The organism is Mesorhizobium sp. CA12 (assembly GCF_020165255.1).
Classification (GTDB): domain Bacteria; phylum Pseudomonadota; class Alphaproteobacteria; order Rhizobiales; family Rhizobiaceae; genus Mesorhizobium.
The window spans coordinates 65,010-90,010 of sequence record NZ_JAIUHT010000002.1 but is presented as its reverse complement, the minus strand read 5'-3'; the positions used below and the strand labels follow the sequence as shown (position 1 = coordinate 90,010).

29 protein-coding genes are annotated in these 25,001 nt (G+C 63.9%); 10 read left to right on the top strand and 19 right to left on the bottom strand.

Annotated features, from left to right (window positions below):
• Positions 1 to 53 precede the first annotated feature (53 nt).
• Positions 54 to 1,283 (bottom strand): MFS transporter, encoded by a 1,230-nt coding sequence (locus LB520_RS04590; protein ID WP_176476971.1) that lies wholly within the window; start codon positions 1,281 to 1,283, stop codon positions 54 to 56.
• Positions 1,284 to 1,446: 163 nt separating this feature from the next.
• Here LB520_RS04590 and LB520_RS04585 point away from each other — a divergent pair, with 163 nt between their 5' ends.
• Positions 1,447 to 2,316 carry an AraC family transcriptional regulator gene (locus LB520_RS04585; protein WP_224636601.1) on the top strand — a complete coding sequence of 290 codons (870 nt, stop codon included), beginning with the start codon at positions 1,447 to 1,449 and terminating at the stop codon, positions 2,314 to 2,316.
• Between the two features lie 110 nt (positions 2,317 to 2,426).
• Complete coding sequence (locus tag LB520_RS04580) at positions 2,427 to 2,996, top strand: dihydrofolate reductase family protein (RefSeq protein ID WP_224636600.1); 570 nt, start codon at positions 2,427 to 2,429, stop codon at positions 2,994 to 2,996.
• Here the strand turns inward: LB520_RS04580 and LB520_RS04575 are convergent, their stop codons facing one another.
• From LB520_RS04575 to lgt, 6 genes are all read right to left on the bottom strand, one after another.
• Entirely contained in the window at positions 2,997 to 3,932 is a 936-nt protein-coding gene (locus tag LB520_RS04575) for a ribose-phosphate pyrophosphokinase (protein WP_095766529.1), read from the bottom strand.
• 189 nt (positions 3,933 to 4,121) lie between these two features.
• Positions 4,122 to 4,748 carry a hypothetical protein gene (locus LB520_RS04570; protein WP_095766530.1) on the bottom strand — a complete coding sequence of 209 codons (627 nt, stop codon included), beginning with the start codon at positions 4,746 to 4,748 and terminating at the stop codon, positions 4,122 to 4,124.
• A gap of 55 nt (positions 4,749 to 4,803) precedes the next feature.
• On the bottom strand, positions 4,804 to 5,955 hold the full coding sequence (locus tag LB520_RS04565; RefSeq protein WP_095766531.1) for a M24 family metallopeptidase: 1,152 nt from the start codon (positions 5,953 to 5,955) through the stop codon (positions 4,804 to 4,806).
• Positions 5,955 to 6,743, bottom strand: coding sequence for a peptidoglycan editing factor PgeF (gene pgeF, locus LB520_RS04560; protein WP_224543167.1), 789 nt, complete (start codon positions 6,741 to 6,743; stop codon positions 5,955 to 5,957). Before pgeF ends, LB520_RS04565 begins: the two co-directional genes overlap by 1 nt.
• 89 nt (positions 6,744 to 6,832) lie before the next feature.
• Complete coding sequence (locus tag LB520_RS04555; protein WP_224636599.1) at positions 6,833 to 7,900, bottom strand: class I SAM-dependent methyltransferase; 1,068 nt, start codon at positions 7,898 to 7,900, stop codon at positions 6,833 to 6,835.
• The gene (gene lgt, locus LB520_RS04550) at positions 7,897 to 8,751 is read right to left on the bottom strand and encodes a prolipoprotein diacylglyceryl transferase (protein ID WP_224636598.1); all 855 of its coding nucleotides are present in this window, start codon (positions 8,749 to 8,751) and stop codon (positions 7,897 to 7,899) included. Before lgt ends, LB520_RS04555 begins: the two co-directional genes overlap by 4 nt.
• Positions 8,752 to 8,881: 130 nt before the next feature.
• On the opposite strand from lgt, the gene LB520_RS04545 reads away from it, so the two are divergent.
• The 3 genes from LB520_RS04545 (at position 8,882) to LB520_RS04535 (ending at position 10,376) form a co-directional block, all read left to right on the top strand.
• Complete coding sequence (locus LB520_RS04545; RefSeq protein WP_224636597.1) at positions 8,882 to 9,184, top strand: accessory factor UbiK family protein; 303 nt, start codon at positions 8,882 to 8,884, stop codon at positions 9,182 to 9,184.
• Between the two features lie 313 nt (positions 9,185 to 9,497).
• Positions 9,498 to 9,998, top strand: coding sequence for a YbjN domain-containing protein (locus LB520_RS04540; protein WP_040989643.1), 501 nt, complete (start codon positions 9,498 to 9,500; stop codon positions 9,996 to 9,998).
• Between the two features lie 18 nt (positions 9,999 to 10,016).
• Positions 10,017 to 10,376 (top strand): tRNA-binding protein, encoded by a 360-nt coding sequence (locus LB520_RS04535; RefSeq protein ID WP_127251739.1) that lies wholly within the window; start codon positions 10,017 to 10,019, stop codon positions 10,374 to 10,376.
• On the opposite strand, the gene LB520_RS04530 is transcribed toward LB520_RS04535, so the two are convergent.
• The 4 genes from LB520_RS04530 to LB520_RS04515 form a co-directional block, all read right to left on the bottom strand.
• Complete coding sequence (locus LB520_RS04530; protein ID WP_224636595.1) at positions 10,368 to 11,432, bottom strand: glycosyltransferase family 4 protein; 1,065 nt, start codon at positions 11,430 to 11,432, stop codon at positions 10,368 to 10,370. The genes LB520_RS04535 and LB520_RS04530 overlap by 9 nt on opposite strands.
• Positions 11,433 to 11,657: 225 nt before the next feature.
• Positions 11,658 to 13,073, bottom strand: coding sequence for an ATP-binding protein (locus LB520_RS04525; protein ID WP_095766536.1), 1,416 nt, complete (start codon positions 13,071 to 13,073; stop codon positions 11,658 to 11,660).
• 51 nt (positions 13,074 to 13,124) lie between these two features.
• Entirely contained in the window at positions 13,125 to 13,844 is a 720-nt protein-coding gene (locus tag LB520_RS04520; RefSeq protein WP_095766537.1) for a response regulator, read from the bottom strand.
• Positions 13,831 to 14,358, bottom strand: a complete 528-nt coding sequence (locus tag LB520_RS04515) for a MarR family winged helix-turn-helix transcriptional regulator (RefSeq protein WP_140647554.1) — start codon at positions 14,356 to 14,358, stop codon at positions 13,831 to 13,833. Before LB520_RS04515 ends, LB520_RS04520 begins: the two co-directional genes overlap by 14 nt.
• Before the next feature lie 259 nt (positions 14,359 to 14,617).
• Between LB520_RS04515 and LB520_RS04510 the strand changes: the two genes are divergently transcribed.
• From LB520_RS04510 to LB520_RS04500, 3 genes are all read left to right on the top strand, one after another.
• Entirely contained in the window at positions 14,618 to 15,511 is an 894-nt protein-coding gene (locus LB520_RS04510) for a branched-chain amino acid aminotransferase (protein ID WP_095766539.1), read from the top strand.
• 146 nt (positions 15,512 to 15,657) lie between these two features.
• The gene (locus tag LB520_RS04505; RefSeq protein ID WP_095766540.1) at positions 15,658 to 15,966 is read left to right on the top strand and encodes a hypothetical protein; all 309 of its coding nucleotides are present in this window, start codon (positions 15,658 to 15,660) and stop codon (positions 15,964 to 15,966) included.
• 203 nt (positions 15,967 to 16,169) lie between these two features.
• Positions 16,170 to 16,811, top strand: coding sequence for an MBL fold metallo-hydrolase (locus tag LB520_RS04500; protein WP_224531202.1), 642 nt, complete (start codon positions 16,170 to 16,172; stop codon positions 16,809 to 16,811).
• A 212-nt stretch (positions 16,812 to 17,023) separates the two neighbouring features.
• Here LB520_RS04500 and LB520_RS04495 read toward each other — a convergent pair whose 3' ends face one another.
• The 3 genes from LB520_RS04495 to LB520_RS04485 form a co-directional block, all read right to left on the bottom strand.
• Positions 17,024 to 17,437: a BA14K family protein gene (locus LB520_RS04495; protein ID WP_224636593.1), complete on the bottom strand. Its 414-nt coding sequence runs from the start codon at positions 17,435 to 17,437 to the stop codon at positions 17,024 to 17,026.
• A gap of 267 nt (positions 17,438 to 17,704) precedes the next feature.
• Positions 17,705 to 17,917: a cold-shock protein gene (locus LB520_RS04490; protein WP_008877668.1), complete on the bottom strand. Its 213-nt coding sequence runs from the start codon at positions 17,915 to 17,917 to the stop codon at positions 17,705 to 17,707.
• A gap of 238 nt (positions 17,918 to 18,155) precedes the next feature.
• The gene (locus LB520_RS04485; protein WP_006202520.1) at positions 18,156 to 18,368 is read right to left on the bottom strand and encodes a cold-shock protein; all 213 of its coding nucleotides are present in this window, start codon (positions 18,366 to 18,368) and stop codon (positions 18,156 to 18,158) included.
• A 444-nt stretch (positions 18,369 to 18,812) separates the two neighbouring features.
• Between LB520_RS04485 and LB520_RS04480 the strand changes: the two genes are divergently transcribed.
• Positions 18,813 to 19,205 (top strand): Kazal-type serine protease inhibitor domain-containing protein, encoded by a 393-nt coding sequence (locus LB520_RS04480; protein ID WP_224606113.1) that lies wholly within the window; start codon positions 18,813 to 18,815, stop codon positions 19,203 to 19,205.
• Between the two features lie 190 nt (positions 19,206 to 19,395).
• Entirely contained in the window at positions 19,396 to 21,030 is a 1,635-nt protein-coding gene (locus LB520_RS04475; RefSeq protein WP_224636866.1) for a tetratricopeptide repeat-containing sulfotransferase family protein, read from the top strand.
• 292 nt (positions 21,031 to 21,322) lie between these two features.
• On the opposite strand, the gene LB520_RS04470 is transcribed toward LB520_RS04475, so the two are convergent.
• The 5 genes from LB520_RS04470 to LB520_RS04450 all read right to left on the bottom strand — a co-directional run bounded on the left by LB520_RS04470 (position 21,323) and on the right by LB520_RS04450 (position 24,737).
• Positions 21,323 to 21,676: a DUF1428 domain-containing protein gene (locus tag LB520_RS04470; protein WP_095766545.1), complete on the bottom strand. Its 354-nt coding sequence runs from the start codon at positions 21,674 to 21,676 to the stop codon at positions 21,323 to 21,325.
• Between the two features lie 174 nt (positions 21,677 to 21,850).
• Entirely contained in the window at positions 21,851 to 22,267 is a 417-nt protein-coding gene (locus LB520_RS04465; RefSeq protein WP_224636592.1) for a VOC family protein, read from the bottom strand.
• 155 nt (positions 22,268 to 22,422) lie between these two features.
• Positions 22,423 to 22,605 carry a hypothetical protein gene (locus tag LB520_RS04460; RefSeq protein WP_224604502.1) on the bottom strand — a complete coding sequence of 61 codons (183 nt, stop codon included), beginning with the start codon at positions 22,603 to 22,605 and terminating at the stop codon, positions 22,423 to 22,425.
• Between the two features lie 94 nt (positions 22,606 to 22,699).
• Positions 22,700 to 23,089 carry a nuclear transport factor 2 family protein gene (locus LB520_RS04455; protein WP_224551622.1) on the bottom strand — a complete coding sequence of 130 codons (390 nt, stop codon included), beginning with the start codon at positions 23,087 to 23,089 and terminating at the stop codon, positions 22,700 to 22,702.
• A gap of 121 nt (positions 23,090 to 23,210) precedes the next feature.
• On the bottom strand, positions 23,211 to 24,737 hold the full coding sequence (locus LB520_RS04450) for an ABC-F family ATP-binding cassette domain-containing protein (RefSeq protein WP_224636591.1): 1,527 nt from the start codon (positions 24,735 to 24,737) through the stop codon (positions 23,211 to 23,213).
• Positions 24,738 to 25,001 lie beyond the last annotated feature (264 nt).

Below are 25,001 nucleotides of genomic sequence, written 5' to 3'. Positions count from 1 at the left end.
AACCCGGCGGCGATCTTTTGTTGAACGGCAGCTTGGCCGCTGACCCGATCGGCTCAGGCCTTCCGCGCTTCCTTCATGTTTGGCAGGAAAACAGTCAGCAGGCCAAGCAAGGGCAGGTACGAGCAGATCTGGTAGACGAAGTCGATGCCCTTCATGTCGGCGACGACGCCGAGCACCGCGGCGGCGATGCCGCCCATGCCGAAGGCGAAGCCGAAGAAGATACCGGCGATCATGCCGACGCGGCCCGGAACCAGCTCCTGCGCGAAGACGACGATGTTGGAGAAGGCCGACGACAGGATCAGGCCGATCAGCACGGTGAGCACCATCGTCCATTCCAGATTGGCGTATGGCAGCGCCAGCGTGAACGGCAGGACGCCGACGATCGAGAACCAGATCATCGCCTTCTGGCCGTAGCGGTCGCCGAAGGGGCCGCCGAGCAGGATGCCCAGCGCCGAGGCGCCGAGGAAGAGGAACAGCATCACCTGGCTCATCTGCACCGAAACGCCGAATTTATGCATGGCGTAGAAGGTGTAGTAGCTGGAGAGCGAGGCGATATAGGCGTTCTTGGTCAGCACCAGCAGCGTCAGCACGGCCAATGCCCACATGACCTTCTTGCGCGCGAAGGGCGAGACATGGGCAGCCTGCTTGCGGGTGGCCAGCGAGGCGCGCAGCCGGCTGTACCAGCCGCCGACCCGCCACAGCACGACGATGCCGATCAGCGAGCCGACGGCGAACCAGGAAATGCTGGTCTGGCCGAAGGGCACGACGATGAAGGCGGCGAGCAGCGGCCCCATGGCCTGGCCGAAATTGCCGCCCACCTGGAACAGCGATTGCGCCAGGCCGAACCGGCCGCCCGAGGCGAAGCGGGCGATACGCGAGGATTCCGGATGGAAGATCGCCGAGCCGATGCCGATAAGCGAGGCGCCGATCAGCAGCAGCCAATAGTGGCCGGCATGGGCGAGGACAACCAGGCCGACCAGCGACGAGGCCATGCCCCAGGGCAAGGAGTAGGGCATCGGCTTCTTGTCGGTGATCATGCCGATCACCGGCTGCAGCAGCGAGGCCGTCACCTGGAAGGTGAAGGTCAGGAGGCCGATCTGCCAGAAATCGAGACCGTAATTGTCCTTGAGCAGCGGATAGATCGCCGAAAGCAGCGACTGCATGATGTCGTTGACGCAGTGGCAGAAGCTCACCGCAAGAATGACGGTGAAGGCCGTCGCTTGCGCCGAGATGTTGCTTGCCGGCGCCGGTGCGGCGACGGAGGTGGCGGTCGTATCAGTCAAGGCAATGCTCCGTAGTCTTGTTGGAGCATGATCTTGTCCGAAAACCGGTTCCCACTTTTCGGGATCATGCTCTAGGCGGCGAACCGCAGCCGGCCTTATAGGCCCGTTGCCAAGCGACTTCTTTCGTGGTTTGGTCCAATAGTTTCGCAAGTGGGCCACATCGATGCCGCATGGCAAGGAGATATTCAAGGGCGACGCTGCCGAGCTCGGCCGGCTGCATGAAAGCCGCTGGCAATGGCTGGAACAGGCTGTCGGACCGGCGGTCGCGCTGCCGACCGAATACCCGGACGGCTATCACGTGCCGCAGCACCGCCACAGCCGCAGCCAGCTGCTGCACGCGCTGGTCGGCGTGGTCCTGGTGACGACCAGGCATGGGCGCTGGATGGTGCCGCCCGACCATGCGATGTGGATACCGGCCGGCATCGAGCATTCCGTCGAGATGCTGGGCGACGTCTCGATGCGCTCGGTCTATGTGATGCCGGGTGCCATTGCCGGCCTGCCGGACAGCTTGCGCGTCGTCGGCATTACCGAGCTGATGCACAGCCTGATCGTCGAATCGGAGAAGCTGCCGCAGGGCGGGGAGCTCGAAGGGCGGGCGGCGCTCGTCATGGGACTGCTGCTGCACGAGATCCCGAACCTGCCGGAACGGCCGCTCGGCTTGCCTTTCCCGTCCGATCCGAAGCTCGCGGCGCTTTGCCGGCGCTTCGTGGCGGCCCCTTCGCCGCATGCGACGATCGATGAATGGGCGGATGCCGCGGGCATGAGCCGGCGCTCTTTCACCCGCGCCTTCCATCGCCAGACCGGGCTGTCGCTGTCGACCTGGCGCCAGCAGGCCTGCCTTTTCGCGGCGTTGCCAAGGCTCGCCGACGGCGAGCCGATCACCAGGGTGGCGCTCGATCTCGGCTATGACAGCGTGCCGGCCTTCATCACCATGTTCAAGCGCATGCTCGGCGCTTCGCCGCGCGGCTATATGCGTGGCGCGCGCGATGCCGGTGAGAACCAGCGCCGCACAGGCGGTCCGATCGCCGCGTGAAACAGCGCCCGGCGGCATTGAGCCGGTGTGCTCGGCGTAGGCGCCAATTCTGATTGCAATTTGCAATCAGTTATGGTTCTTTTCCGAGAAACGCAAAATCGGAGGCCCCCATGGCAACGCTCGTCTATGCCATGCTGACATCGCTGGACGGCTACATCGCCGGGCCGAGCGGAGACATCGACCTGCCGGTTCCCGAGGAAGAATTGCATCGGCATTTCAACGACGAGATGAGGCGGACGTCGATCGCGCTCTGCGGGCGCAGAATGTATGAAACCATGCGCTTCTGGGACAGCCCGGAACGCGATATCGCGGCTGAGGAGGTCGAGCGGGATTTTGCCCGCGCGTGGCGGGAGACGCCGAAAGTCGTGTTTTCGACCACGCTTCAGGAGGTCGGGCCGAATGCCCGGCTGGTGAAGGCTGACGCGGAGGCGGTGGCAAGGACCCTCAAGACGGATACAGATGGCGAGATCTCGGTCTCCGGCGCCGACCTTGCCGGGCACCTTGCGCGTGCCGGCCTGATCGACGAATACCGGCTTTACATGCATCCGGTCGTGCTGGGCGGCGGCGGCAAGCCCTATTTCCAGTCCGGCCTGTCGCTGGCGTTGAAGCCGCTCGGCACGGGGCGCCTTGCGCAAGGGGTCACGCTGCTGCGCTATGCGCCCGCGGAAACCAGTTTCTGATCAATCGAACAGGCTCGAAACCGATTCTTCGGTCGCGGTGCGCGAGATCGCTTCGCCCAGCAGGTCGGCGATCGAAATGACCCGGATGTTCGGGGCGTCGAGCACGCCCTGCGTCGGCTGAATGGAATCGGTGATCACCAGTTCCTGCAGCTTCGAGCCGGCGATACGGGCAACGGCGCCGCCGGAGAGCACGCCATGGGTGATGTAGGCGGTGACGGAGGTCGCGCCATTGGCCAGCAGCGCGTCGGCTGCGTTGCAAAGCGTGCCGCCGGAATCGACGATGTCGTCGATCAGGAGGCAGTCCTTGCCGGCAACCGCGCCGATGATGTTCATGACTTCCGATTCGCCGGGACGCTCGCGGCGCTTGTCGACGATGGCGAGCTGCGCGTCGAAGCGCTTGGCCAGCGCACGCGCCCGCACCACGCCGCCAATATCCGGCGACACGACGACGACATTGCCGAGCTGCTTGTACTTGGCCTTTACGTCGCGGGCCATCACCGGCACCGAGAACAGATTGTCGGTCGGGATGTCGAAGAAACCCTGGATCTGGCCGGCATGGAGATCAAGCGTCAGCACGCGGTCGGCGCCGGCGCGGGTGATCATGTTGGCGACCAGCTTGGCCGAGATCGGCGTGCGGCCCGAGGCGCGGCGGTCCTGCCTTGCATAGCCGAAATAGGGGATGACCGCCGTGATGCGCCGCGCCGAGGAGCGCATGAAGGCGTCCATCATGATGAGCAGTTCCATCAGATGGTCGTTGGTCGGATAAGAGGTCGATTGCAGGATGAAGACATCCTCGCCGCGCACGTTTTCCTGGATCTCGACGAAGATCTCCTGGTCGGCGAAGCGCCTGACGCTGGCCTTGCCCAGCGGGACGTTGAGATAGCGAGCGACCGCCTCGGCCAGCACCCGATTGGAATTGCCCGCGAAAAGCTTCATGCACCGTTCCTGGTGAAGGATGGAGAGGCCGGAGAGACTCTCATGCGCCTTTTAAGCGGGCTTTTAGCGGGCCGGGCCGGTATTGCAAGCCTCGTCGTGGGGAATCCTTCCGGCGGCCGCAACAAACACGGAAAACATCGCAAGCCGGCAACAGTTTGGCCGGCAACAGTTCGGCCCGCGCCGGTCCGGTCAACCGGCGCCGCCGCTGCCGAGCCAGGCGGCGAACTGGTCGATCGTCTGGTCGGCAATGGCCTGCATGGTCGCGGGCGCCACCGTGGGCCAGCCCTCGCCGCTGCCGGCCGCGGGCGCCTTCTGCTGGCCATTGATGCGGTGCAGGCGATTGCCGGAGGGGTCGTAGATGTCCCAGACATAGATGACGGTCGTGTCCTTGCCCTCGGACATTGTCGAAAAATAGCCTTTCAGCACATGCGTGGCCGTTTGGTCGGTGCTGCCGACAAGCGTCAGGCCGCGCTGCCGGGCACGGGCCTGCAGTTCCGCCGTCAAGGGCGCCGCAGCCTCCACGGACGCGCCGACGATCGGCGCCACCTGCAGCCGCGTCTTGGCGACAGCCGCGGTCTGGGCCGGTGTCCTGGATGTCGCGGGCGATGCTGTGGTGGAAGGCGCGGGCGAAGGGGCGGGCGCGGTCGTGGTCGGGGTTGTGGCCGTCGTCGATGTGCCCTGCGAAGCGGCCGAGGACTGGGCCGAGCCCGCCGGCGGGGTGATCGCCGAAGGTTCGAGCACGTCCTTGGCATTGGTGCAGGCGCCAAGCGCCAGCGCCGCAAGCAATGACACGGTCGTCACCTGCGATCGTCTCATTTGCCTGAAAACTCCCTGCTGGCGAACGCCCCCGCGTGAACGAACGATTATGGATTCACTGCACGATCAAGTCGAGATCATGGCGCGACAGCGGCTTCGGCGCCGATTCCGTGGTGAGGTAGGTGCGGCCAAGCGTCATCGCGGTCTCGGTCTCAGAGTCCATGATGATCATGTGCGCGAACAGCGTCATGTTGGGCGCGATCGGTTCCGTGTTGCCCTGGTAGAACATCGGCATGTCCATCCAGGACGGCGTGAAGCGGGCGCCGACCGAATAGCCGCAGGCGTTCAGCCGGTGCTTGGTCAGATTGTGCGTTTCGAGCGTGCGGGCATGCGCGTCGAAGACATCGCCGAAAGTGTTGCCCGGCGTCATCGCCTTTTCGACCGCGAGCAGGGCGGCGCGGGAAGCGTCGAACAATTCCTGATGACGTTTCGACACCTTGCCGGTCAAAACGGTACGCATCATGGGGGCATGGTAGTGGTGGAAGACGCCGGCCCACTCGAGCGTCAGCTGGTCGTTCTTGGTGAGCTTGCGGCGGCCGGCCTTATAGCGGCAGAGCAAGGCATCGGCGCCGGAGCCAATGATATACTCATTGGCGGGATAGTCGCCGCCGCCGGCAAAGACCGCGCCCTGCATGGCGGCAAGGATCAGCCCTTCGTCGCCGCCTTGCTTGATCAGGGGCAGGGCGGCATCCAGCGCGTCGTCGGAAAGATTGGCGGCTTTTTCCGCCTTGGCGATCTCGGCCGGGCTCTTGAACAGGCGCAGCCGGCCGACGATGCCGGAAGCATCGGCGATCTGGCCGAAGGTCTGCAACTGCTCGTCCAGGCGGCGGCCATTGTAGGCGGTCAAGCCATGGGTGTCGTATTCGACGCCGATGCGGGCGCCGAGCAGATCGAGGTCGTTGAGCAGGTTGCGCAGGTCGATCGCCGGATTGGCGCCCTGACGATCGGTCCACAGCACGATGTTCTCGATGGTCGAGGTATGGCGCGCCTGTCTCAGATCGGCCGAACGGGTGAGCAGCACCATCGAGCCGTCGGCCTTCACCACCAGGCACTGGAAGAAGCAGAAGCCGAACGTGTCGTAGCCGGTCAGCCAATACATGCTCTCCTGCGCGAACAGGAGCACGGCGTCGAGCTTCTTCTCGGCCATCTCGATCAGCAGCCGGTCGCGCCGCGCGTCGAATTCCGAACGTTCGAAATGCAGCGCCATTATTCTTTCTCCAGAACGATTGCCGAAACCTGGCGCCCGTAATCCGCTTCCTTGCGGTGTGTGGTGCGCCGGTAGGAATAGAACAGGTCTTCTTCCGCATAGGTGCAGCGGCCAAGCCCCTCGGCGGTCACGCCGGCCTTGCGCAGCCGGTCGACCGTATATCGGTTGAGATCGAACATCGAGTGGCCGGCGGTCCTCGATGGCCTGAAATAGCGATGATTGCCGGCGTCGGCCTCGACGAAGCGGGCGACGAATTCCGGCCCGACCTCGTAATTGTCGGGGCCGATGGAAGGACCGAGCACGGCGACGATGCGCTTGCGGCTGGCGCCGAGGCTCTCCATCGCGGCGACGGTATTCTCGAGCACGCCGGTGAAGGCACCCTTCCAGCCCGCATGGGCGGCACCGATGACGCGCGCCTCGGCATCGGCGAAGAGAACCGGCCCGCAATCGGCGGTCGAGGCGCCGATAGCGATGCCCGGACGGTCGGTGACGATGGCGTCGGCCTTTGGGCGAGGACCAGCGAAGGGCTCCCTGGCGACGACGACATCCGGCGAATGGACCTGGTGCGCGGTCAACAGATGATCCGCCGGCACGCCCATCCAGGCGGCAACGCGCCGCCGGTTCTCGGCGACCAGTGTCTGATCGTCGCTGGAGCCCGTGCCGATGTTGAGCCCCCGATAGATGCCGTCGGAGACGCCGCCGATGCGCGTGAAATAGCCGTGGCGCATGCCTTGCGCCTTTTCAAGCAGCGGCGAGCGCACTGGATCGGGTCTGGTCTGATTCAGCATGGTTGGGTTTGTCGTCCGTGCGGGGCGGTCTCGTCAAGGTGAAGTTCGGATGACGAGGCGGGCCATGCGGCATGACCCGCTCCTCGATCTCAGGCTGTTCTCGCGGCCGGCAGGATCTTCATCACCTTGAACAGCTCGCCCATCGCGTCGCGGCCGGCCAGGCGTTCGACCGCTTCCGAAATGGCTTGACGTGTCTTGGCATCGGCATCGGCGCCGAGCGTGCCGGCGCGCTCGAGCAAGCCCATGCCGAGCAGGAATTCGCCCTGGGTCGACAATTGCACATCGAGGCCGTGAGCGCGCGCCATATCGGCAAGGGGCGTGAAATCGACATGGGCGGTGAGATCGGCTTCACCTGGATTGGCCAAAACGTCTTCGCGTCGGTGCCGGCGCAGCGCCTGGAAGGTGTCGCCGATCCCCGGCCGGAGGTGGCCGTAGTCGATGAACAGGCCGGCGCCGCCTTGGCCGGCGATGCGTTCGGCGATCACCGCCATCAGCGCCGAACGGGCGGGCGCGATTTCGGCGACGGCGCCTTGCGGCGCATCGGCCGCGGCGGCCGGCAGCAGTGCCGGATCGACAGACCCCGCGCCGGCGAAGAAACGCAGTTCATCGGCGCCATCGAGGCCGACCACGCGCTCTCGCCAGCTTTCGCCGACATGGACGAACTGCCGGATCGGCACCGCGTCGAACAGCTCGTTGCCGACGATGAAGAGCGGCTGCCGCGGCAGCGTGTCGATGGTCTGGTGCCAGGCTAGCTTTGCGTCTTGGCCGGCAAGTGTCTCTCTCTGGATATCAGCCAAGCGCGGGCTGGTCTCGATCATGGCAAAGGAGGCGCCGGCCACGAGCGCCGGGTCGAGCCGTGACCAGGTGCGCAGCATATCCTTCATTAGGGTGCCGCGGCCGGGGCCGATCTCGGCGAAGGTCGCGGGCAACGGCCGGCTGGCACCTTGCCAGGCCTGATAGAGCCAGACGGCGACAAGCTCGCCGAACATCTGGCTGATCTCTGGGGCGGTGATGAAGTCGCCGGCGGCGCCGAAGGGCTCGCGCGTCGTGTAGTAACCGGCGTCGGGATCGAACAGGCAGAGCGCCATATATTCGCTGACCGGGATCGGCCCCGCCGCGCCGATCAGGCCTATGATGCGCTCCTTCAGCCGGGTCATGCCGCCCGCGGCTCGACCGCCGGCCTTGCGGTGACCATGGCCCAGATGCCGGCCAGCACCATCGGCGTGGACAGGATCATGCCCATGGTCAGCCAGCCGGTGCCGAGCAGATAACCAAGCTGCTGGTCGGGCTCGCGGAAGAACTCGACAAAGATGCGCGACAGGCCGTAGCCGCAGATGAAGGCGCCGCCGACGAAGCGCGGCATCTTCAGCTTGAGTCGCGAATGGGTGAGGAAGCGCAGCACCAGGAAAAGCACGAGCCCTTCGAGCAGTGCCTCGTAGAGCTGGCTGGGGTGGCGGGTGAACGGGCCGCCATTGGGGAATTCAATCGCCCAGGGCACGTCCGACGGCCGGCCCCAAAGCTCCGAATTGATGAAGTTGGCGACCCGGACCAGGCCCAGCCCAACCGGCACGCCCGCCGACACCACATCGAACAATGTCCAGGTGGGGATGCGGCGCTTGAGCGAAAACAGCGTCATGGCGAGGATGACGCCAAGCAGGCCGCCGTGGAACGACATGCCGCCCTGCCAGACCGCGAAGATGTCGAGCGGATGCGCGATATAGCGCGGCAGGTCGTAGAAGAGCACGTAGCCGGTGCGCCCGCCGAGCACGACGCCGATCGCCGCCCAGACAATGAAGTCGTCGAGGTCCTCGGGCTTCATCGGCAGATTGCCGTCGGGCCACAGGCGCGGGTTGGTGACTAGGCGCTTGGCGTACCACCAGGCAAAGAGTATGCCGACGATATAGCCGACGCCGTACCAATGCACCGCCAGCGGCCCGATATGGACGATGACCGGATCGATGTTGGGGAAGGGCAGGGAGGCCAGCGGCAGCAGGAAATATTCGCTCAAAACGGTTCCCCGGTGACGGTCACGATTGGGCGCGGACCATGCGGCAGGGTTTTGGCGCGGTCAAGGCAAGGCTTCGCTTGCATTCCGCGCCGCTCGCCACTACGTCAAAACGACAAAGCGAGGATCTGCCATGTCGACCGGACCGAACCGCATTCTCGATGAATTCGCAAAGATCATGACCGATGCCGCGGGTGCCGCGCAGGGCGTGCGGCGCGAAGTGGAGACGGCGTTCCGGGCCCAGGCCGAGCGCATGCTGAATTCCATGGATGTGGTGCAGCGCGAAGAGTTCGAGGCGGTGCGCGAGATGGCGGTCAAGGCACGGGAAGACAACATCCAGTTGGCGACGCGCGTCGAGGCGCTCGAGGCCAGGCTCGCCGAGCTGACCGGACAAGCCGCACCAGCGGGTGCCGCGAAGCCCCGCGCAAAAAAATAATCGTTAAACTTTTCCACATAGCGCGATCCGAAAAATCGCTTTGCCGTGAATCGCTTACCGGCATTGCATGAATCTTTGTCACAGCCACCTTTCCACATGCGGATGACGCAGTGCGAAAAATTGGGCTGTTCACGCGACTCCCGATCAATAGACTGAATTTGTTGCATGATTCGAAGCAGGGTCATGCGCCGGGCGGTGGGGTCCGGTTGGGTCTTTGTGTTGGAAAGTCCTGACCGTCCGAGTTCTAGACAAGATTGTTCGTCGTGTGTGCCCCGCGGAGCGTGTGGCGCTCCCCTGAACACAGGAAGCATTCATGGAACTCCTCGAACTCGAATTCTCCCGCGAAATCCACCCGGTGGACGTCATCGAGCAGGTGGCCCACAACAACGACTGGTCCTTCGAGCGCGCCGGCGACGACGAGATTTCGATTTCGGTGGCCGGTAGCTGGACCGACTATCATGTCTCCTTTTCCTGGATGGAGGATTTCGAGGCGCTGCATCTGGCCTGCGCCTTCGACATCAAGGTGCCGGAAACGCGCGCGCTGGAAGTGATGCGGCTGTTGTCGCTGATCAACGAGCAGATGCTGTTCGGGCATTTCGATCTGTGGGAGCAGGAAGGCGCGATCATGTTCAGGCAGTCGCTGCTGCTTGCCGGCGGGGTCGAGCCGTCGAGCCAGCAGGTCGAGGTGCTGCTGTCATCGGCGCTCGAGGCCTGTGAATGCTATTTCCAGGCCTTCCAGTTCGTCGTCTGGTCGGGTACATCGGCCAAGGACGCGCTGTCCAGCGTGCTCTTTGAGACCCATGGAAACGCCTGAGCCAAGCCGAAATCGCCAATGAGTTCCAGCAGCGAGCGCAAGCCCGAGATCAGCTTTGCCGATTTCGACCGTGTCGACATCCGTGCCGGCACGATCGTCGAGGCCGAGCCGTTTCCGGAGGCGCGCAAGCCGGCGATCAAGCTGAAGATCGATTTCGGCCCGGCGATCGGGGTGAAGAAGTCGTCGGCGCAGATCACCAAATACTACGCGCCGGAAACGCTGATCGGCCGCCAGGTCTTCGCGGTGGTCAACTTCCCGCCGCGCCAGATCGGCCCGTTCATGTCGGAAGTGCTGACGCTGGGCTTTCCCGACGAAGAGGGCGCCGTGGTGCTCGGCGCCATCGAGCGCAAAGTGCCGGACGGCGGGCGCCTATTCTAGGGCGAGCCTGGGGCGAACTGGAGCCGCTCTGTCCTGATCGGCGCGCTTGCTTGGCATGCCCAGCGCTTCGTCGACGGCGTCGATGAACATTTCGGCGCAGGCCTGCCAGCTGTAGCGCATCGCGCGCTGGCGCGCTTCGGCGCGATCGACGTGAAGCGCCTTCATCGCCGCCTCACCCAGGTCGTTCGACACGGCCCCGCCGACGCCATCGCCGACAATGTCGATCGGTCCGGTCACCGGATAGGCGGCGACGGGCGTTCCGCTGGCCAGCGCCTCGATGATGACGTTGCCGAAGGTATCGGTGCGGCTCGGAAAGACGAAGACATCGGCCGACGCGTAGATTTCGGCCAGCTCGTCGTTCGGCCGGTGGCCGAGGAAATGCGCGTTGGGATAGCGCGCCTTGAGCTTTGCCAGTTCCGGTCCTTCGCCGACGATAACCTTGCTGCCGGGCAGGTCGAGATCGAGGAAGGCGGTCAGGTTCTTTTCGATTGCGACACGGCCGACGCACAAGAATACCGGGTGCGGGAATCCGGTTTCCTTGCGCTTGTCGGGCCGGAAATGGTCGGTGTCGACGCCGCGCGTCCAGGGCCTCAGCTTGTTGAAGCCGCGTGCCGCGAGATCGTCCGCCAGCGATTGCGTGGCGACAAGCGTGCCCTGTCCGGAATTGTGGAAGTCGCGCAGCCAATTGTAAGCCCAGCTCTCCGGCACCGGCAGGCGGGCGCTGAGATATTCGGGAAAGCGCGTGTGGTAGCTGGTGGTGAAGGGGCGGCCCACTTTTCGGCAATGGCGGCGCGCCATGATGCCGAGCGGACCCTCGGTGACGATGTGGATGTGGTCGGCCTTGGCGGCCTCGATCATGCGCGCGACGCGGCCAGGCGTGGTCAACGCTAAGCGGATGTCGGGATAGGTCGGCATCGGCAACGTGCGAAACAGGTTCGGCGTCAGGAAATCGAGCTCGACGTCGAAGGGTTTCAGCGCCTCGGTGAGGCGTTCCAGCGTGTGCACCACGCCGTTGACCTGGGGCCGCCATGCGTCGGTGACCATCAGGATACGCATGGCGATCCCAATACGGATGGCGATCCTATACCGCAATAATTCCTGAGCGCGCCGGCGCGGTGCCGGAACGGCGACCAGGCAGCCGCTCGCGCCTCGCTCCAGCGCACCCGGGCAGGGGCCGGATCGAAGCGGTGCGGCAGGGCCGAATCAATAGAGGTCGCGCGCTTCATGCGCGCTCTTGACCATGATTTCATGACGGGCGGATGAAGCCTGTCTCGGCTGGACTTACGCAGGCACCTTGATCACTGCGCGCAGGCCGCCGAGCGGGCTGTCCTCGAGGCCGACGTCGCCGCCGTGACTGCGGGCGATGTCGCGGGCGATCGACAGGCCAAGGCCGGTGCCGCTGGCATCGAGATTGCGCGCCTCGTCGAGCCGCAGGAAAGGCTTGAACACCTCTTCGCGCTTGTCGGGCGCGATGCCCGGTCCGTCGTCGTCGATGGTGACGGTGAGCGAGCCGCGGCCATGATTGGCGTGGACCTCGACGGTCTTGGCATAGCGGAAAGCATTGCCGATGACGTTCGACAGCAAACGGGCAAAGGCGTTCGGCCGCACATGCACGGTCGGATCGCCGACCAGCGTCGTCGCGAGCTTGCAGCCGCGCAATTGCGCTTCCTCGCCGAGCTTCTGGAAATAGGTCTCAAGGTCGAAGCGGCCTGTATCCTCCGCGGACTCGCCGCGGGCAAAAGAGAGATAGCCTTCCAGCATAGACTGCATGTCGTCGATGTCCTGGTTCAGCGCGGCCTTGGTCTCGGACTTGCCGCCGGCCAGCGCCAGCTGCAGCTTGAAGCGGGTGAGGATGGTCCTGAGGTCGTGGCTGACGCCGGTCAGCATCGCGGTGCGCTGCTCGATCTGGCGCTCGATACGCTCTCGCATCTGGATGAAGGCGAAGCCGGCGCGACGGACTTCCTCGGCGCCGCGCGGGCGGAAATCGCGCGGCATCGGTCGACCCTTGCCGAAACTCTCGGCGGCCTCGGCGAGCGTCAGGATCGGCCTGATCTGATTGCGCAGGAACGGGATGGCGATCATCAACAGCACCAGCGAGGTCCCGACCATCCAGATCAGGAAGATATGGGTGTTCGAGGCATAAGCCTGGCTGCGCCTCACGAAGACGCGCAGCACCTTGCCTTCAAGCTGGACGCGAACCTCGACGACGTTGGAGTTGCCGACGGTGTCGATCCAGAACGGACGGTTGATCTGCTTCGTGATCTCCGACGACAAGGCCTCGTCGAGGATCGAGAAGAACGGTTTGGGACCGGGCGGCGGCAGCGGGTCCGGCGGCAGCAGATCCACCTTCAACTGCATGCGGTCCTGGGCGATGCGGATGATGTTGGCGTAGTCAGCGTCGTGCGGATAGGTCTCCATCATGTCGATGACGGCCGCTATGTCCGAGATGGTCGCCTGCGACAGGCGCTGCGTGACAGTCTGCCAATGGCGCTCCATGAAGACGAAGGCGACCACCGACTGCAGCAGGATCATCGGCGCGATCACGATGATCAGCGAGCGGGCGTAAAGCCGTTTCGGCATATAGAGTGCGACCAGGCGCCAGAACCGGTTCCAGGCACGCGGCATCGCCCTCAGCGTCCGCAATGCGAGATCGCCGGGACCGCTTCCTTTCGGCTTGTCCAGTTGCGTGGTCGCCATTCGCCCTTCCGCTCGTCGATGGCCGTTCAGCAAAGGGCCTTCGACGGTAACCTATTCGACGCTGAGCCGATACCCAATACCGCGCACCGTCTGCAGCCACACCGGATTGGATGGATCGCGCTCTATCTTGCGGCGCAGCCGGTTGATCTGCACGTCGATGGTTCGCTCGCCGACATCCGATTCATCGCCCACCAGCTCATGGCGCGGTATGGTCTCGCCCGCCCGCGCGGCGAAGATCGCGAGGATCTCCTGCTCGCGGTCGGTCAGCTTAAGCGCCTCGCCGCCGCGCTTCAATTCCCGCTTGGCGATCTGGAACGTGTAGGGCCCGAACACCAGTTGCTCCACCTTGGGCGTCGCCGCCGGGCCGCCACGGCGCAGGATGTTGTTGATGCGCAGGATCAGCTCGCGCGGATCGAACGGTTTCGGCAGGTAATCATCGGCGCCGGCTTCCAGGCCGGTGATGCGGCTGTCGGTCTCGGACAGCGCCGTCAGCATCAGGATCGGCACGTTCTTCTCGGCCCGCAGCGCCTTGGTGAGGTCGACGCCGGTCTCGCCCGGCATCATCACATCGAGCACCAGAAGGTCGAAGTCGAGGCCGGCGAGCTTGCGCCTGGCCTCGCCGGAATTGCCGGCCACGGTGACGCGAAAACCGTTCTCGGACAGATACTGCTTGAGCAGGTTGCGGATACGCGTGTCGTCGTCGACGACCAGAAGATGCGGCGCGTCATCGTCGGGCGCTGACGGATGATCGACCTTCTCAATGGTCTCCATGGTTCTTCCCCGATGTTTGCGCAGGCACAATGTCGATCTGCGCTCTTAGTTCCGGATTGACCATCGCTTCCAGGAAACGCTCGATCGTGGCGCGTTCGGTGGTTCCGGAATCCTCCAATGCCGCACGGATGCGGCGCGACTGTGGCCGCGCCAGCGCCAGGGCCAGGGCGCGACCCTTGGCGGTCGGGTAAAGCTCGCGCTGCCGGCGGTCACGCGGACCCTGCACCTGGACGATGTGATCTGTGTCGATCAACTGCTTCAAAACCCGCGCCAGGCTCTGCTTGGTGATCTTCAGCACATCGAGCAGCTCGGCGACGGTGAGGCCGGGCCTGCGGTTGACGAAATGCAGCACGCGATGATGGGCGCGGCCGAAGCCGTAATCGGCGAGGATCTGGTCCGGGTCGGAGGTGAAATCGCGATAGGCGAAGAAAAACAGCTCGATGATGGCGAAGTCGATGCCGTCCTCATCGGCGATGGCCGTCCTGATCGGTTTTCCGGCTGCGGGGCTCGTCATCGTTTCTCCATGCGAGGCGGGAATTACGTCAGTACTATTGACGTAATTTCCGGGCAATGATAATTTTTGACAAGCTTTTCGGCGGATTGCGAACAAAAAGGCAAGAGGAAGCCGTTTTTCCGGAACTTCCTGAGTTTGCCACGGATTGAATATCCGCCTACGCTTTCAAGCATTGGCCAGCGTTTCGGATCCTGTGCGGGGCCGGTTCGGAAGGTCATAAACACAACGATTTGCGGGCGCCTGCCCGCGGGAGGTTTCCATGGCATCCGTTCCCTTCGATCAATTGGAAGGCTTCATCTGGATGAACGGCGAGTTCGTCAAATGGGCCGATGCCAAGATCCATGTGCTGACCCATGGCCTGCATTATGCCAGTGCCGTCTTCGAGGGCGAGCGCGCCTATGGCGGCCAGATCTTCAAGCTGACCGAGCACAATGAGCGCCTGCATGAATCGGCGCGCCTGCTCGGCTTCAAGATTCCCTATCCGGTCGCCGAGATCGACGAGGCCTGCCGCACGCTGTTGAAGAAGCAGGGTTTCCAGGACGCCTATGTGCGTCCGATCGCCTGGCGCGGCAGCGAGCAGATGGGCGTTTCGGCGCAGAACAACCGCATCAACTGCGCCATCGCCATCTGGCAGTGGCCGAGCTATTTCGATCCCGCGCAGAAGCTCAAGGGCATTCGGCTCGACGTCGCCGAATGGCGCCGGCCCGATCCGCGCACCGCGCCGTCCAAGTCGAAGGCCGCCGGCCTCTACATGATCTGCACGCTGTCCAAGCACGCCGCCGAGGCCAATGGCTACGCCGACGCCATGATGCTCGATTGGCGCGGCCAGGTGGCGGAAGCGACGGGCGCCAACATCTTCTTCGTCAAGGACGGCAAAATCCATACGCCGACGCCCGACTGCTTCCTCGACGGCATAACCCGCCGCACGGTGATCGGCCTGGCGAAGGACCGCGGTTTCGAGGTGATCGAGCGCGCCATCATGCCGGAGGAGCTCGAAGGTTTCGAGCAGTGCTTCCTCACCGGCACCGCCGCCGAGGTCACGCCGGTTTCCGAGATCGGTCCATACCGATTCGAGGTCGGCGAGATCGCCAAGACATTGATGAATGACTATTCCGCCGCGGTGCAGCCAAAGCACGCAATCGCTGCAGAATAGAGATAGTCACAGCTTTTTTATGCAATAGGGGCGGTTTTCGAGCCGCCCCTTTTATTTAAGCGCGCGCGCATTTGACTTTCGAACAATTCGGCGTCTCATGATGGCGTCGGCCCGAGGAGGCTGGCGGCTATGGAGGGACTAGTTACATGGACAGCAACACGATTATTCAGATCGTTGTACAGGTAATTGCCGGCGTTATCGGTGGCCAGGCGGTTGGCGCGGCGTTCAAGCAGGCGGCGATGGGCCAACTTACCAAAATCCTCAGCGGTGCGATCGGCGGCGTCGGCGGCGCGGCCATTCTCGGCAGCCTGCTCGGCGGCGGCGGCGTTGACGCGGCAGCGGCGGCGGGCGGCATCGGCAGCGCGCTCGACCTGAAGAACCTCCTCGGCGGCGTTGGCGGTGGCGCGATACTGACCGGCATCGTCGGCGCGGTCATGAATGCGATGAAGAAATAGGTCCGGTCTTTCGGACTTTGCCATGGGCGGCCTCGGCCGCCCATTCTTTATTACCAAGCCGGCGGCCTCGGCCGCCCATTCCTTTGGAAACATGGCCAGCGGCCTCGGCCGCGCATTTCCTCCCGAAGTTCGGACAATGGTGGACGAGGTTCGCCGGGCTGTCTACATCAGGGCGACACTTCGAAGGAAGGGAAAGGAATGCCATGGGTCAGCTCAATGCCGGTATCGTGCCGGTCACGCCCTTCCAGCAGAACTGCACCATTCTCTTCGACATGGACGACAGGTCGGGCGTCGTGGTCGATCCCGGCGGCGATGTCGACCAGATACTGTCGGCGCTGAAGGACAATGCCATCACCGCCGGCGCAATTTGGATCACGCACGGTCATATCGACCATGCCGGCGGCGCGATGGACCTGAAGGACGCGCTGGGCATCGACATTATCGGCCCACATGAGGCCGACAAGCCGCTGCTTACCAATCTCGAGAACCAGGCCAAACGTTTCGGCCTCACCGATCCGGTGCGCAATTGCGTGCCGGACCGTTTTCTCACCGAAGGCGAAACGGTGTCGTTCGGCAACCATGTGTTCGAAGTGCTGCATTGCCCGGGACATGCGCCGGGCCATGTCGTCTACTACAACCGGGCGGCCAAATTCGCGCATGTCGGCGACGTGCTGTTCCGCGGCTCGATCGGGCGCACCGACCTGCCCGGCGGCGACCACGCAGCGCTGATCGCCTCAATCAAGGACAAGCTTCTGCCGCTAGGCGACGACATAGGTTTCATCTGCGGCCATGGCCCGGGTAGCCGCCTTGGCGACGAACGGCGGACCAATCCGTTTCTGACCTAGGCGATGCCGATATTCAGGTGATGCCGGCCTGCGAGCGTCAGTTTCCTGCGCTTCCGGTGCTCACGTACTGTAAGTACGCTCCGCTCCGGTTCTCGGAACCCATCGCTCTCGGCTCGGCCTGACCTGAATCTCGGCATAGCCATCGTTGGCGAGTTATTCAAAAAAGCGCCGCCCAAGGGCGGCGCTTTTTAAGGTAGGGAACCTGGGTTTTCTTAATTGGCGACGCAGAAATGCTGAGCGCCGTCACTGCCGGTGAAAGTGCCGGTCCGCGAATTGAAGCTGCGGTAGCGGTCCGAGCAATACTCGTACCAGCCGCGGGTCCACGGCTCGGCATAGCGGTCGGCGTAGACGACACGCGGCTGCTGAACGTAGTAGCGGCGCACCGGCCGGTCGACATAATAGTCGTCACCATAGGCCGGTTCGTAATAGCGCGGCCCAGGGTTGCTGAGCGCGCTGCCGATCAGAGCGCCTGCCGCAAGGCCGACAACGCCGGCGGCGAGGGCGTCACCGCCATGATGACGATGATGGTGCCAGCGCCAGTCGTCGGCATTGGCCGCCGAGAAGGTGGCCAAGGTGGTCGCGGCAATGCCAACACTGAGGATGGCGGTCCTGAGAAAACGATTCATTTTCGGTCTCCTTCGCGCCGGCCCGCGCGTTTTTCGGGGGATACGGACCGGCTTTAGCAAAGGTTAATAGAAGACCGTGGCTGAACGGAGGCTGAACGGAAATCGGCGTAAACGATTTTTCGAGGCCTGGGGATTTTTCGAGCCTCGGCGGTTTGCGAGGCTTGGCGATTTTCGAAGCCGGCGACCTTTCCGGACCTAGGCACAATCCGTTCCGGGGCGGGAGCGGTCCCGCCTGAAAAGCTTCCGTCGGATCCGTCGCGAGCCGGCTTAGCCGACCGACAGATTGACGGCCTTCGGACCCTTGCCGCGCTTGTCCGGCTCGGTGTCGAATGTCACTTTCTGCCCATCCTCAAGACCGGGAAGGCCCGACGCCTGCACAGCCGAGATGTGGACGAAGACATCCTTCGCGCCATCATCGGGCGTGATGAAGCCGAAGCCCTTGGCATGGTTGAAGAATTTGACGGTGCCGGTCTGCGGCATGGGAAACTCCTTTGATCCCATCAAGTCAAGTCTCGGGCCGGCAAACTGCCCGAGAGGAAATTTGTCCTTTATTTTAGCGCTATCGGCAAGAGAAAGTTTTCGCCTGCCGATCCAAGCATTTGCGCGCAAAAAAGGCGCAACCTTTTCGGTCGCGCCTTCGCAAATTCAGGCCTGTCCTGAAGCCGGCTCATGATCCTGCCGCACCATTGCATCCGCAACGATAGGCTGTTTCGGCGGATCAGGCAGCGCGCAGGTTGACCGCCTTCGGGCCCTTGCCCATGCGGTCCGGCTCGACGTCGAAGGTGACCTTCTGGCCGTCGACCAGCGTGCGCAGGCCAGAGGCCTCGATCGCGGAAATGTGGACGAACACGTCCTTGGCGCCACCATCCGGCGTGATAAAGCCGAAGCCTTTGGTGGCATTGAAGAACTTTACAGTACCGGTCTGGGCCATTGGGGAAAACTCCTTCACCCGTGTCAGTCTTGGTGGTTTGCCCGCTGCCTCGCGCCTTGGGCAAATCCCGGTGGTTGCTTCGGCGGTCATGCATTCGCGCATGGTCAAACCCCCCGCCGAAAAACGGGGTTGTCAGAGATTCACACTTATCGGGGAAAGGTCGTCCAAAACGTTCCGCTCTCCGGGTCGCAAATGCCCGAACATGATTTTTATTACACGGAAACGTGATGGTTGCAAGACGACGCTCGCGGGCGGCCAGCGGCGCGTCCAACGCTGGGCCTCGATAGACCCGGGCCTATCACCGGTCATCGGCCAGAGGCGGGCCAAGCATGGGCCAAGGCGGCGACGACCGTTCCGTGGCTCCACAAACGATGGTTGCGTTTAATGCGCAGGATGCGAGGATACCGCGAGCCGGCATCACGCGTCGGGATGGAGGAGGGGTATATGCGGCTTCTTGCGGTGTTATGGCAGGGCGTTGTCGTTTTCACGCTGTCGGCGCTGCTGGCAGCCTGCACCGTCGTCGTCGACGATGGGCCGCGCCCGCTGCCGTCCCGGCCGCATCCGCAGCTCTGCACCATGCAGTACCAACCGGTCTGCGCCCGGCGCGGCGGCGACCGGCAGACCTTTGCCAATGCCTGCCTGGCTGAAAGGGAAGGCTACCGCATCGTGCGGGACGGTCCTTGCCGCGACGGCGGTGGCGGTGGTGGCGAACAAGCCTTCTGCACGCGCGAATACGCGCCGGTCTGCGCCAGGCGCCATGGGCAGATGCGCACCTTCCCGAACGCCTGCGAGGCGCGCGCGGCGGACTATCGCATCGTCGGCGACGGGCCGTGCTGAGCAGACCGCGGTGTCCATTCGCAAGATAGACACCGCGAGGCGCGCTGACGTTTGTCTTGAATCTCTTGCCCGCATGGCTTAGGTCCGGCGGACCAACAAATACGGCAGGTTTCCCATTAACAAAGATCGCAGAAGAGCGGCAAACGCCGGTGGCAGGCCAGGTGGCTCGGTGAACCCGCTCGATCCTTATGTGCAAAAGGCGCTGCAACTGCACCAGGGCGGCCGGCGGCAAGAGGCCGAGGCGCTTTACCGGCAGGTCCTGGGGCAGCAGCCGAACCATGCCGCAGCGCTGCATTTCCTCGGGCTGCTGCTGCACCAGACCGGCAGGAGCGAGGAAGGGCTCGATCTCATCGAGCAGTCGGTGACGCTGCAGCCCGAGAATGCCGACTTCCTCAACAATATGGGCACGGTCATGCGCGACCTCGGGCGCGTCGCCGCGGCGGTCGATTTCTTCCGCGGGGCCGTGGATATCCGGCCGGACCAGCTGGCCGCGCGCGACAATCTCGGTTCGTCGCTGAAGCAGCTCGGCAAATTCGACGCGGCCGAGGAGATCTATCGAGGCACCATCGGCCGCAATCCGTTCCATGTCCGTGCGCGCATCGGCCTTGCCGAGACGATGCAGGAAGCCGGGCGGCTGGACGAGTCGATCAAGCTGTTCAGCGAGGCGCTGTCGATCCGGCCGAAGGACGCCGAGCTTCTCTACGGTCTGGGCGTCGCGATGATGGAGAAGGGCAAGCTCGACGAGGCGGCCGACCGCGCCCGTCAGGCGCTGGCGATCGCCCCGAACATGGCCAAAGCCTGGCTGCTGCTCACGCAGGTCAAGCGCCAGACCGAGCGCGACAAGGAGCTTGCCGGCATGGAGGCCGAACATGCCAAGGCGCCGCAAGGCAGCCTCGCGCGCATGCAGCTCTCCTTCGGACTGGGCAAGGTTAATGACGACCTCAAGGATTATGGCCGCGCCTTCGACTATTTCGCCGAGGGCAATGCCATCCGCCGCAGCGTGATCGACTACGATCCCGCGCGCACGCGGGGCGAATTCGAGGCGATGAAGACGGCCTTCGACGCAGCCTTCTTCGAGAAGCACATGCCAAGCGGCATTTCCGACGACACGCCGATCTTCGTCGTCGGCATGCCACGTTCCGGAACCACGCTGGTCGAGCAGATCATCGCCAGCCATCCGCAGGTTTTCGGTGCGGGCGAATTGAACATCCTCAAGACGGCCGTCGGCAAGCAGTTTCCGATGAGCATGCCGGGCGGCTTCCCCGCCGGTATCGCCGACATGCCCGACAAGGCATTCGCCGAGGCGGGCCAGGCCTATCTCGACATGCTGCATAGCCGCTATCCGGGCTACCGCCATGTCACCGACAAGATGCCGGGCAACTTCCTGCTGGTCGGCTTCCTGCACATGATGCTGCCGAAGGCCAAGATCGTCCATTGCGCGCGCGATGCGGCGGCCACGTGCCTGTCGATCTTCAAGGTGCATTTCCGCGGCGACAGCCACCGCTACGGCTACGACCTCGGCGAGCTCGCCGATTTCCATAACCTCTACACAGACATCATGGCGCATTGGCACAAGGTGCTGCCAGGCGTCGTGCATGATGTGCGCTATGAGGATTTCGTCGCCGACCAGGAAGGGCAGTCGCGGGCGCTGATGGCGTATCTCGGCCTGCCCTGGGACGACAAGGTGCTGTCCTTCCACGAGACGGACCGGCCGGTGCGCACCGCTTCCGCCGCGCAGGTGCGCCAGCCGATGTATCAGGGCTCGGTCGATCTGTGGAAGAGGTATGGGGAGCGGCTGAAGCCGCTGCTTGATCGGCTGAACTAGCACACGCGTCAGCGATTGGCCGAAGCGTCCGAACTTCGTCATCCTCGGGCGGAGCGGGAGCGAAGCGGACGCGTAGACCCGAGGATTCATTCCGTGACCTCGCGCGAAGGTTAAAGGCGGCGCAGAACAGAGGTCGTTTTGCATCGCTGCAAAGCTCATAGGTAACGGAATGGATCCTCGGGTCTGCGCCGCGTCGCTTCGCTCCTTGCTCCGCCCGTGGATGACGACCTGACGAGCGTCTTGGCCAATCGCAACGGATTGCGATCAGCCGACACCGGCGTTCCGTCGCTCCTCAAAGCTGGATGAATGGCTGGAAGCCGCCGAAGATCATGCGCTTGCCGTCGAACGGCATGGCGGACCAGTCCATCTTGAGACGCTCATCGGCCATCACCTTGGCCATGACCGCGTCGCGGCTCTGCCTGGACTCGTAGACGACCCAGGAGAAGATGACGACCTCGTCGTCCTTCGCCTGCACGGCGCGCGGGAACGAGGTCAGCTCGCCATAGGGGACATCGTCGCCGACGCATTCGACATAGGCGAGCGCGCCGTGCTCCATCCAGACGGCGCCGGCGTTCTCGGCCATCTTCTTGTACGCATCGAGATTTGCCTTCGGCACGGCAAGCACGAAACCATCGACATAGGACATGCTGAACTCCTCTTTGTGGCGTCTCTTCCCCTGTGGGAGAAGGTGGATCGGCGCGCAGCGCCGAGACGGATGAGGGGTGCGCCAGCTCGGCGTCGCTTACCCCTCACCCGGAGCCGATTTGCGAAGGGCAAATTGGGGCAATCCGACCTCTCCCACAGGGAGAGGTGGGCGGGCTCACTTCACCGGGGCATTCATCGCCCAGGCGACGCCGAAGGGGTCTTTCACCTGGCCCCAGCGGTCGCCCCAGAACATCACCTGCAGCGGGGTGACGATCTCGCAGCCGGCATCCACCGCGCGCTGCCACCAGGCATCGATGTCGTCGCTGCCGAGATGCAGCTGCAGCGTATAGCCTTGTGCCGCCTGGTGCGGATGGCCGTGTTCGGGATAGGCATCGCCCAGCATCAGCGTCGAGCCGTTGACGTAGAGATGGATGTGCATGGTGCGGCCCTTGTCGTCAGGCGGATGGGCGAACACTTCCTCCGCGCCGAAAGCCTTCTTGTAGAACTCGGCGGCCTTGATAGCGCCGTCGACCTGCAGGTAGGGGGTCAATCCGCCAAGGACCTTGGCGCGGGGCGGGGTTTGGTCATTCATTCTCGTGTTCCTCTTCACGGGTTGATCCGGTTTTGCGACCCCAGGACGGATGAAGCGGCGGCGATCCTACATGGCCCGAGAATTATTTTTAGAGTAGCTGGCCCAAACAGCTCGGGCGGCAAGCGCGGCTGCAAAACGATCGCATCGAAAGCGACTTATATGACCTTCGCCGAGAAGGTGGCGGCGCGGCGGCTTTCCCGCGTTTCGAAAATCTCCGGAAAGCCGATGTCCTTGCGCAGCTCGGCCGGAAGCGACAGCAGGATGCGCTCGCTGCGATGACGGGCGCGCGCCTGGGTATAGCGGTTGGCAAGGCGGCCGATGGATGACAGTACCGACATGATGTCTCTCCCTGGTTGATGCCGGCATCATCGTGTCGGCATCCCAAGGACGAGGCGGCAATCGGCGATCCGACAGATCGCCCTCGATTTTTTTTTAGAACACCGACGCGGCCAGCGCGGTGTCGTAATATTCCACCATCTCGATGATCTCGCCGTCGCGGACCGTCCAGAAATTGGCGGTGCGCATGATGAACTCCTCGCCGGTGGCGCGGCGCGTCATGTGGATCTCGACTTGCGCGGCGACCTTGTCGCCGCCGTCGATGAGCTCGACCGGGACAAAATGCCGGTATTCGAAGTCGTCGTCGAGCGCCAGCAGCCTGGCGAGGAATTCCTGCTTGCCGTGCGCGGTGCCGGCATGACGCGATTGCCGGGGATCGGCAATCCAGCGGAACACGACATCTTCAGCGCACCGAGACAAGGCGCCCTCGATGTCGCGATCCGCATAGGCCTGATAGAGATTGCTGACGATTTCCACTGCACGCATGGCCCATTCCCTCCATGGCTAAGCAGTTCAGCATGCGCTTTTTTTAGCAGGTGGAAAAGTATCGCCGAGCCGGCAGCAACGCCTGTCGGGCCGGCAGCGCCGGCCCAACAGAGGTATCGTCTCAGCTCCGCATCTCGGCGACCGAGCGGAAGAAGGCTTCCGGGTCGTCGACCTCGGTCAGCCGCCGCTTGTCGATCAGCCAGAAGCGGTTGCCGACGGCGCGGATGAAGGAGCGATCATGCGAGGCAAGCAGGCAACTCGCCTGATGCTTCAGCAGCTCGTCCTCCAATGCTTCCTGGCCGTCGATGTCGAGATGGTTGGTCGGCTCGTCGAGCAGATAGAAATTGGGATGGATGAGCCTGAGCACCAGCATCATCAGCCTCGATCTCTGTCCGCCGGACAGAGCGCCGATCTTCCTCTCCTGCATCTCGATCGCGACGCCGGCGCCGGCGAGCAACGAGCGGGCGCGCTGCTCGCCGACCTCGAAGCGGCGCGAGACCATCGCCAGCGGCGTGTCGCCGCCATCGATGCCCGACAGCGCCTGACCGCTGTAACCGAGCACGGTCGACGGCGTCACCTTGAAGTTCGCGACCGATCCCGGGTCGGCGACGGCGTCGCGGATCATCGCGATGAAGCGCGTCTTGCCGACGCCGTTGCGGCCAAGCAGCACGATGCGATCGCCCTGGCAGATGTGGCGCTTGCCGGTCCTGAACAGCAGCGTGCCGTCAGGGGTTTCGACCGCCGCGTCCTCCAGCGTGATCAGCACCTTGGCGTGGGTGCCTCGGTTCGCCAGCTTGATCGCGCCGGCCGAACGCTCGCGATGCGCTTGTATGGCGGCATCCTCCAGCTTCTCGGCCCGTTCCTTGAGCTGCCTGGTCTTCACCGTCAAAAGGTCGCTGCCGGAATTGATGCCGATATTGTTCAACTTGGCGGCCTGTTTGCGCAACTGCTGGGCGATCTTCATGTCGCGCTCGAACTTGCGCGCCGTCGAGGTATCGAGCTCGTCGAGCGCCTGCCTGGCGCGCGAATAGGGCAGGGCGAACACCGGCGATTCTTCCGGGCGCAGGAACAGGGTACGGTTGGTGGCCGCGTCGAGGAAGGCGCGGTCGTGGCTGGCGATAATGACCGGCACATCGCGCGGCAGCGCATTGAGCCATGTTTCCAGCTGGCTGATCCTGGCGAGGTCGAGATGATTGGTCGGCTCGTCGAGCAGAAGCACGTCGGGATCGGTGACCCAGACGCGGGCGATCAGCGCCAGACGCTGCCAGCCGCCGCTCAGAGCGCGCATCGGCCGGCCGCGCATGTCTTCCGGCACCTCGAGCGAATCCAGCACGACGTCGACGCGCCAGAACTCGCTGTCGCGCTGTTCGGGCGGCAAGGCATCGGCGACGACATCATGGAAGCTGCGGCCGAGGAATGCGTCAGGGATGGATTGCTCGACATGGCCGACGCGCAGGCCGCGCGACCGGGTGATGTCGCCGGTGGTGGGTTCGAACGCGCCGGTCAGGCATTTGAGAAGTGTGGACTTGCCACGGCCATTGGCCGCGACGATGCCGAGCCGGTCGCCGGAGCCGATGATGAGGTCGAGGTTGGAGAAGAGCGGCGCACTCATGGTGACGCCGAGGGATTTGAGGCTGATCAGGGCCATGTCTATTTCTCTGGTCTGCCCGGAGGAACTCGGGCTGTGATGCACTTTGACGGTGCGCCGGCGGGCCATCAGGCCAGGTTCAGCGGCACCACGAAGGGCAGACCAAAAATCGAAGCGGGAAAACCCGGACCGTCCTGGTCAGCCCTGCAAGCAAGCTCGCAGGGCACAGACAGGGCCGCGCTGACGGTGGTGGCAGTAGTTCACGCAGCCCTCCTTTCCGGATGTTCGAATTGGGAATTGGGTACACCGGGGGAGGGGCGGAGG

Bases quoted from the DNA above. Each gene is read 5' to 3' on its own strand.
- LB520_RS04530 (WP_224636595.1), bottom strand. From the start codon at position 11,432: ATGCGTATCCTGATGGTCACCGACGCATGGCGGCCCCAGGTCAACGGC.
- LB520_RS04535 (WP_127251739.1), top strand. From the start codon at position 10,017: ATGAGTTCCAGCAGCGAGCGCAAGCCCGAGATCAGCTTTGCCGATTTC.
- LB520_RS04585 (WP_224636601.1), top strand. From the start codon at position 1,447: ATGCCGCATGGCAAGGAGATATTCAAGGGCGACGCTGCCGAGCTCGGC.
- LB520_RS04505 (WP_095766540.1), top strand. From the start codon at position 15,658: ATGGACAGCAACACGATTATTCAGATCGTTGTACAGGTAATTGCCGGC.
- LB520_RS04515 (WP_140647554.1), bottom strand. From the start codon at position 14,358: ATGACGAGCCCCGCAGCCGGAAAACCGATCAGGACGGCCATCGCCGAT.
- LB520_RS04455 (WP_224551622.1), bottom strand. From the start codon at position 23,089: ATGCGTGCAGTGGAAATCGTCAGCAATCTCTATCAGGCCTATGCGGAT.
- LB520_RS04485 (WP_006202520.1), bottom strand. From the start codon at position 18,368: ATGGCCCAGACCGGTACTGTAAAGTTCTTCAATGCCACCAAAGGCTTC.
- LB520_RS04470 (WP_095766545.1), bottom strand. From the start codon at position 21,676: ATGTCCTATGTCGATGGTTTCGTGCTTGCCGTGCCGAAGGCAAATCTC.
- LB520_RS04495 (WP_224636593.1), bottom strand. From the start codon at position 17,437: ATGAATCGTTTTCTCAGGACCGCCATCCTCAGTGTTGGCATTGCCGCG.
- LB520_RS04575 (WP_095766529.1), bottom strand. From the start codon at position 3,932: ATGAAGCTTTTCGCGGGCAATTCCAATCGGGTGCTGGCCGAGGCGGTC.
- LB520_RS04500 (WP_224531202.1), top strand. From the start codon at position 16,170: ATGGGTCAGCTCAATGCCGGTATCGTGCCGGTCACGCCCTTCCAGCAG.
- LB520_RS04465 (WP_224636592.1), bottom strand. From the start codon at position 22,267: ATGAATGACCAAACCCCGCCCCGCGCCAAGGTCCTTGGCGGATTGACC.
- LB520_RS04565 (WP_095766531.1), bottom strand. From the start codon at position 5,955: ATGGCGCTGCATTTCGAACGTTCGGAATTCGACGCGCGGCGCGACCGG.
- LB520_RS04520 (WP_095766537.1), bottom strand. From the start codon at position 13,844: ATGGAGACCATTGAGAAGGTCGATCATCCGTCAGCGCCCGACGATGAC.
- LB520_RS04450 (WP_224636591.1), bottom strand. From the start codon at position 24,737: ATGGCCCTGATCAGCCTCAAATCCCTCGGCGTCACCATGAGTGCGCCG.
- LB520_RS04580 (WP_224636600.1), top strand. From the start codon at position 2,427: ATGGCAACGCTCGTCTATGCCATGCTGACATCGCTGGACGGCTACATC.
- LB520_RS04545 (WP_224636597.1), top strand. From the start codon at position 8,882: ATGTCGACCGGACCGAACCGCATTCTCGATGAATTCGCAAAGATCATG.
- LB520_RS04480 (WP_224606113.1), top strand. From the start codon at position 18,813: ATGCGGCTTCTTGCGGTGTTATGGCAGGGCGTTGTCGTTTTCACGCTG.
- LB520_RS04510 (WP_095766539.1), top strand. From the start codon at position 14,618: ATGGCATCCGTTCCCTTCGATCAATTGGAAGGCTTCATCTGGATGAAC.
- LB520_RS04570 (WP_095766530.1), bottom strand. From the start codon at position 4,748: ATGAGACGATCGCAGGTGACGACCGTGTCATTGCTTGCGGCGCTGGCG.
- LB520_RS04525 (WP_095766536.1), bottom strand. From the start codon at position 13,073: ATGGCGACCACGCAACTGGACAAGCCGAAAGGAAGCGGTCCCGGCGAT.
- LB520_RS04490 (WP_008877668.1), bottom strand. From the start codon at position 17,917: ATGCCGCAGACCGGCACCGTCAAATTCTTCAACCATGCCAAGGGCTTC.
- LB520_RS04460 (WP_224604502.1), bottom strand. From the start codon at position 22,605: ATGTCGGTACTGTCATCCATCGGCCGCCTTGCCAACCGCTATACCCAG.
- LB520_RS04555 (WP_224636599.1), bottom strand. From the start codon at position 7,900: ATGACCCGGCTGAAGGAGCGCATCATAGGCCTGATCGGCGCGGCGGGG.
- pgeF (WP_224543167.1), bottom strand. From the start codon at position 6,743: ATGCTGAATCAGACCAGACCCGATCCAGTGCGCTCGCCGCTGCTTGAA.
- LB520_RS04540 (WP_040989643.1), top strand. From the start codon at position 9,498: ATGGAACTCCTCGAACTCGAATTCTCCCGCGAAATCCACCCGGTGGAC.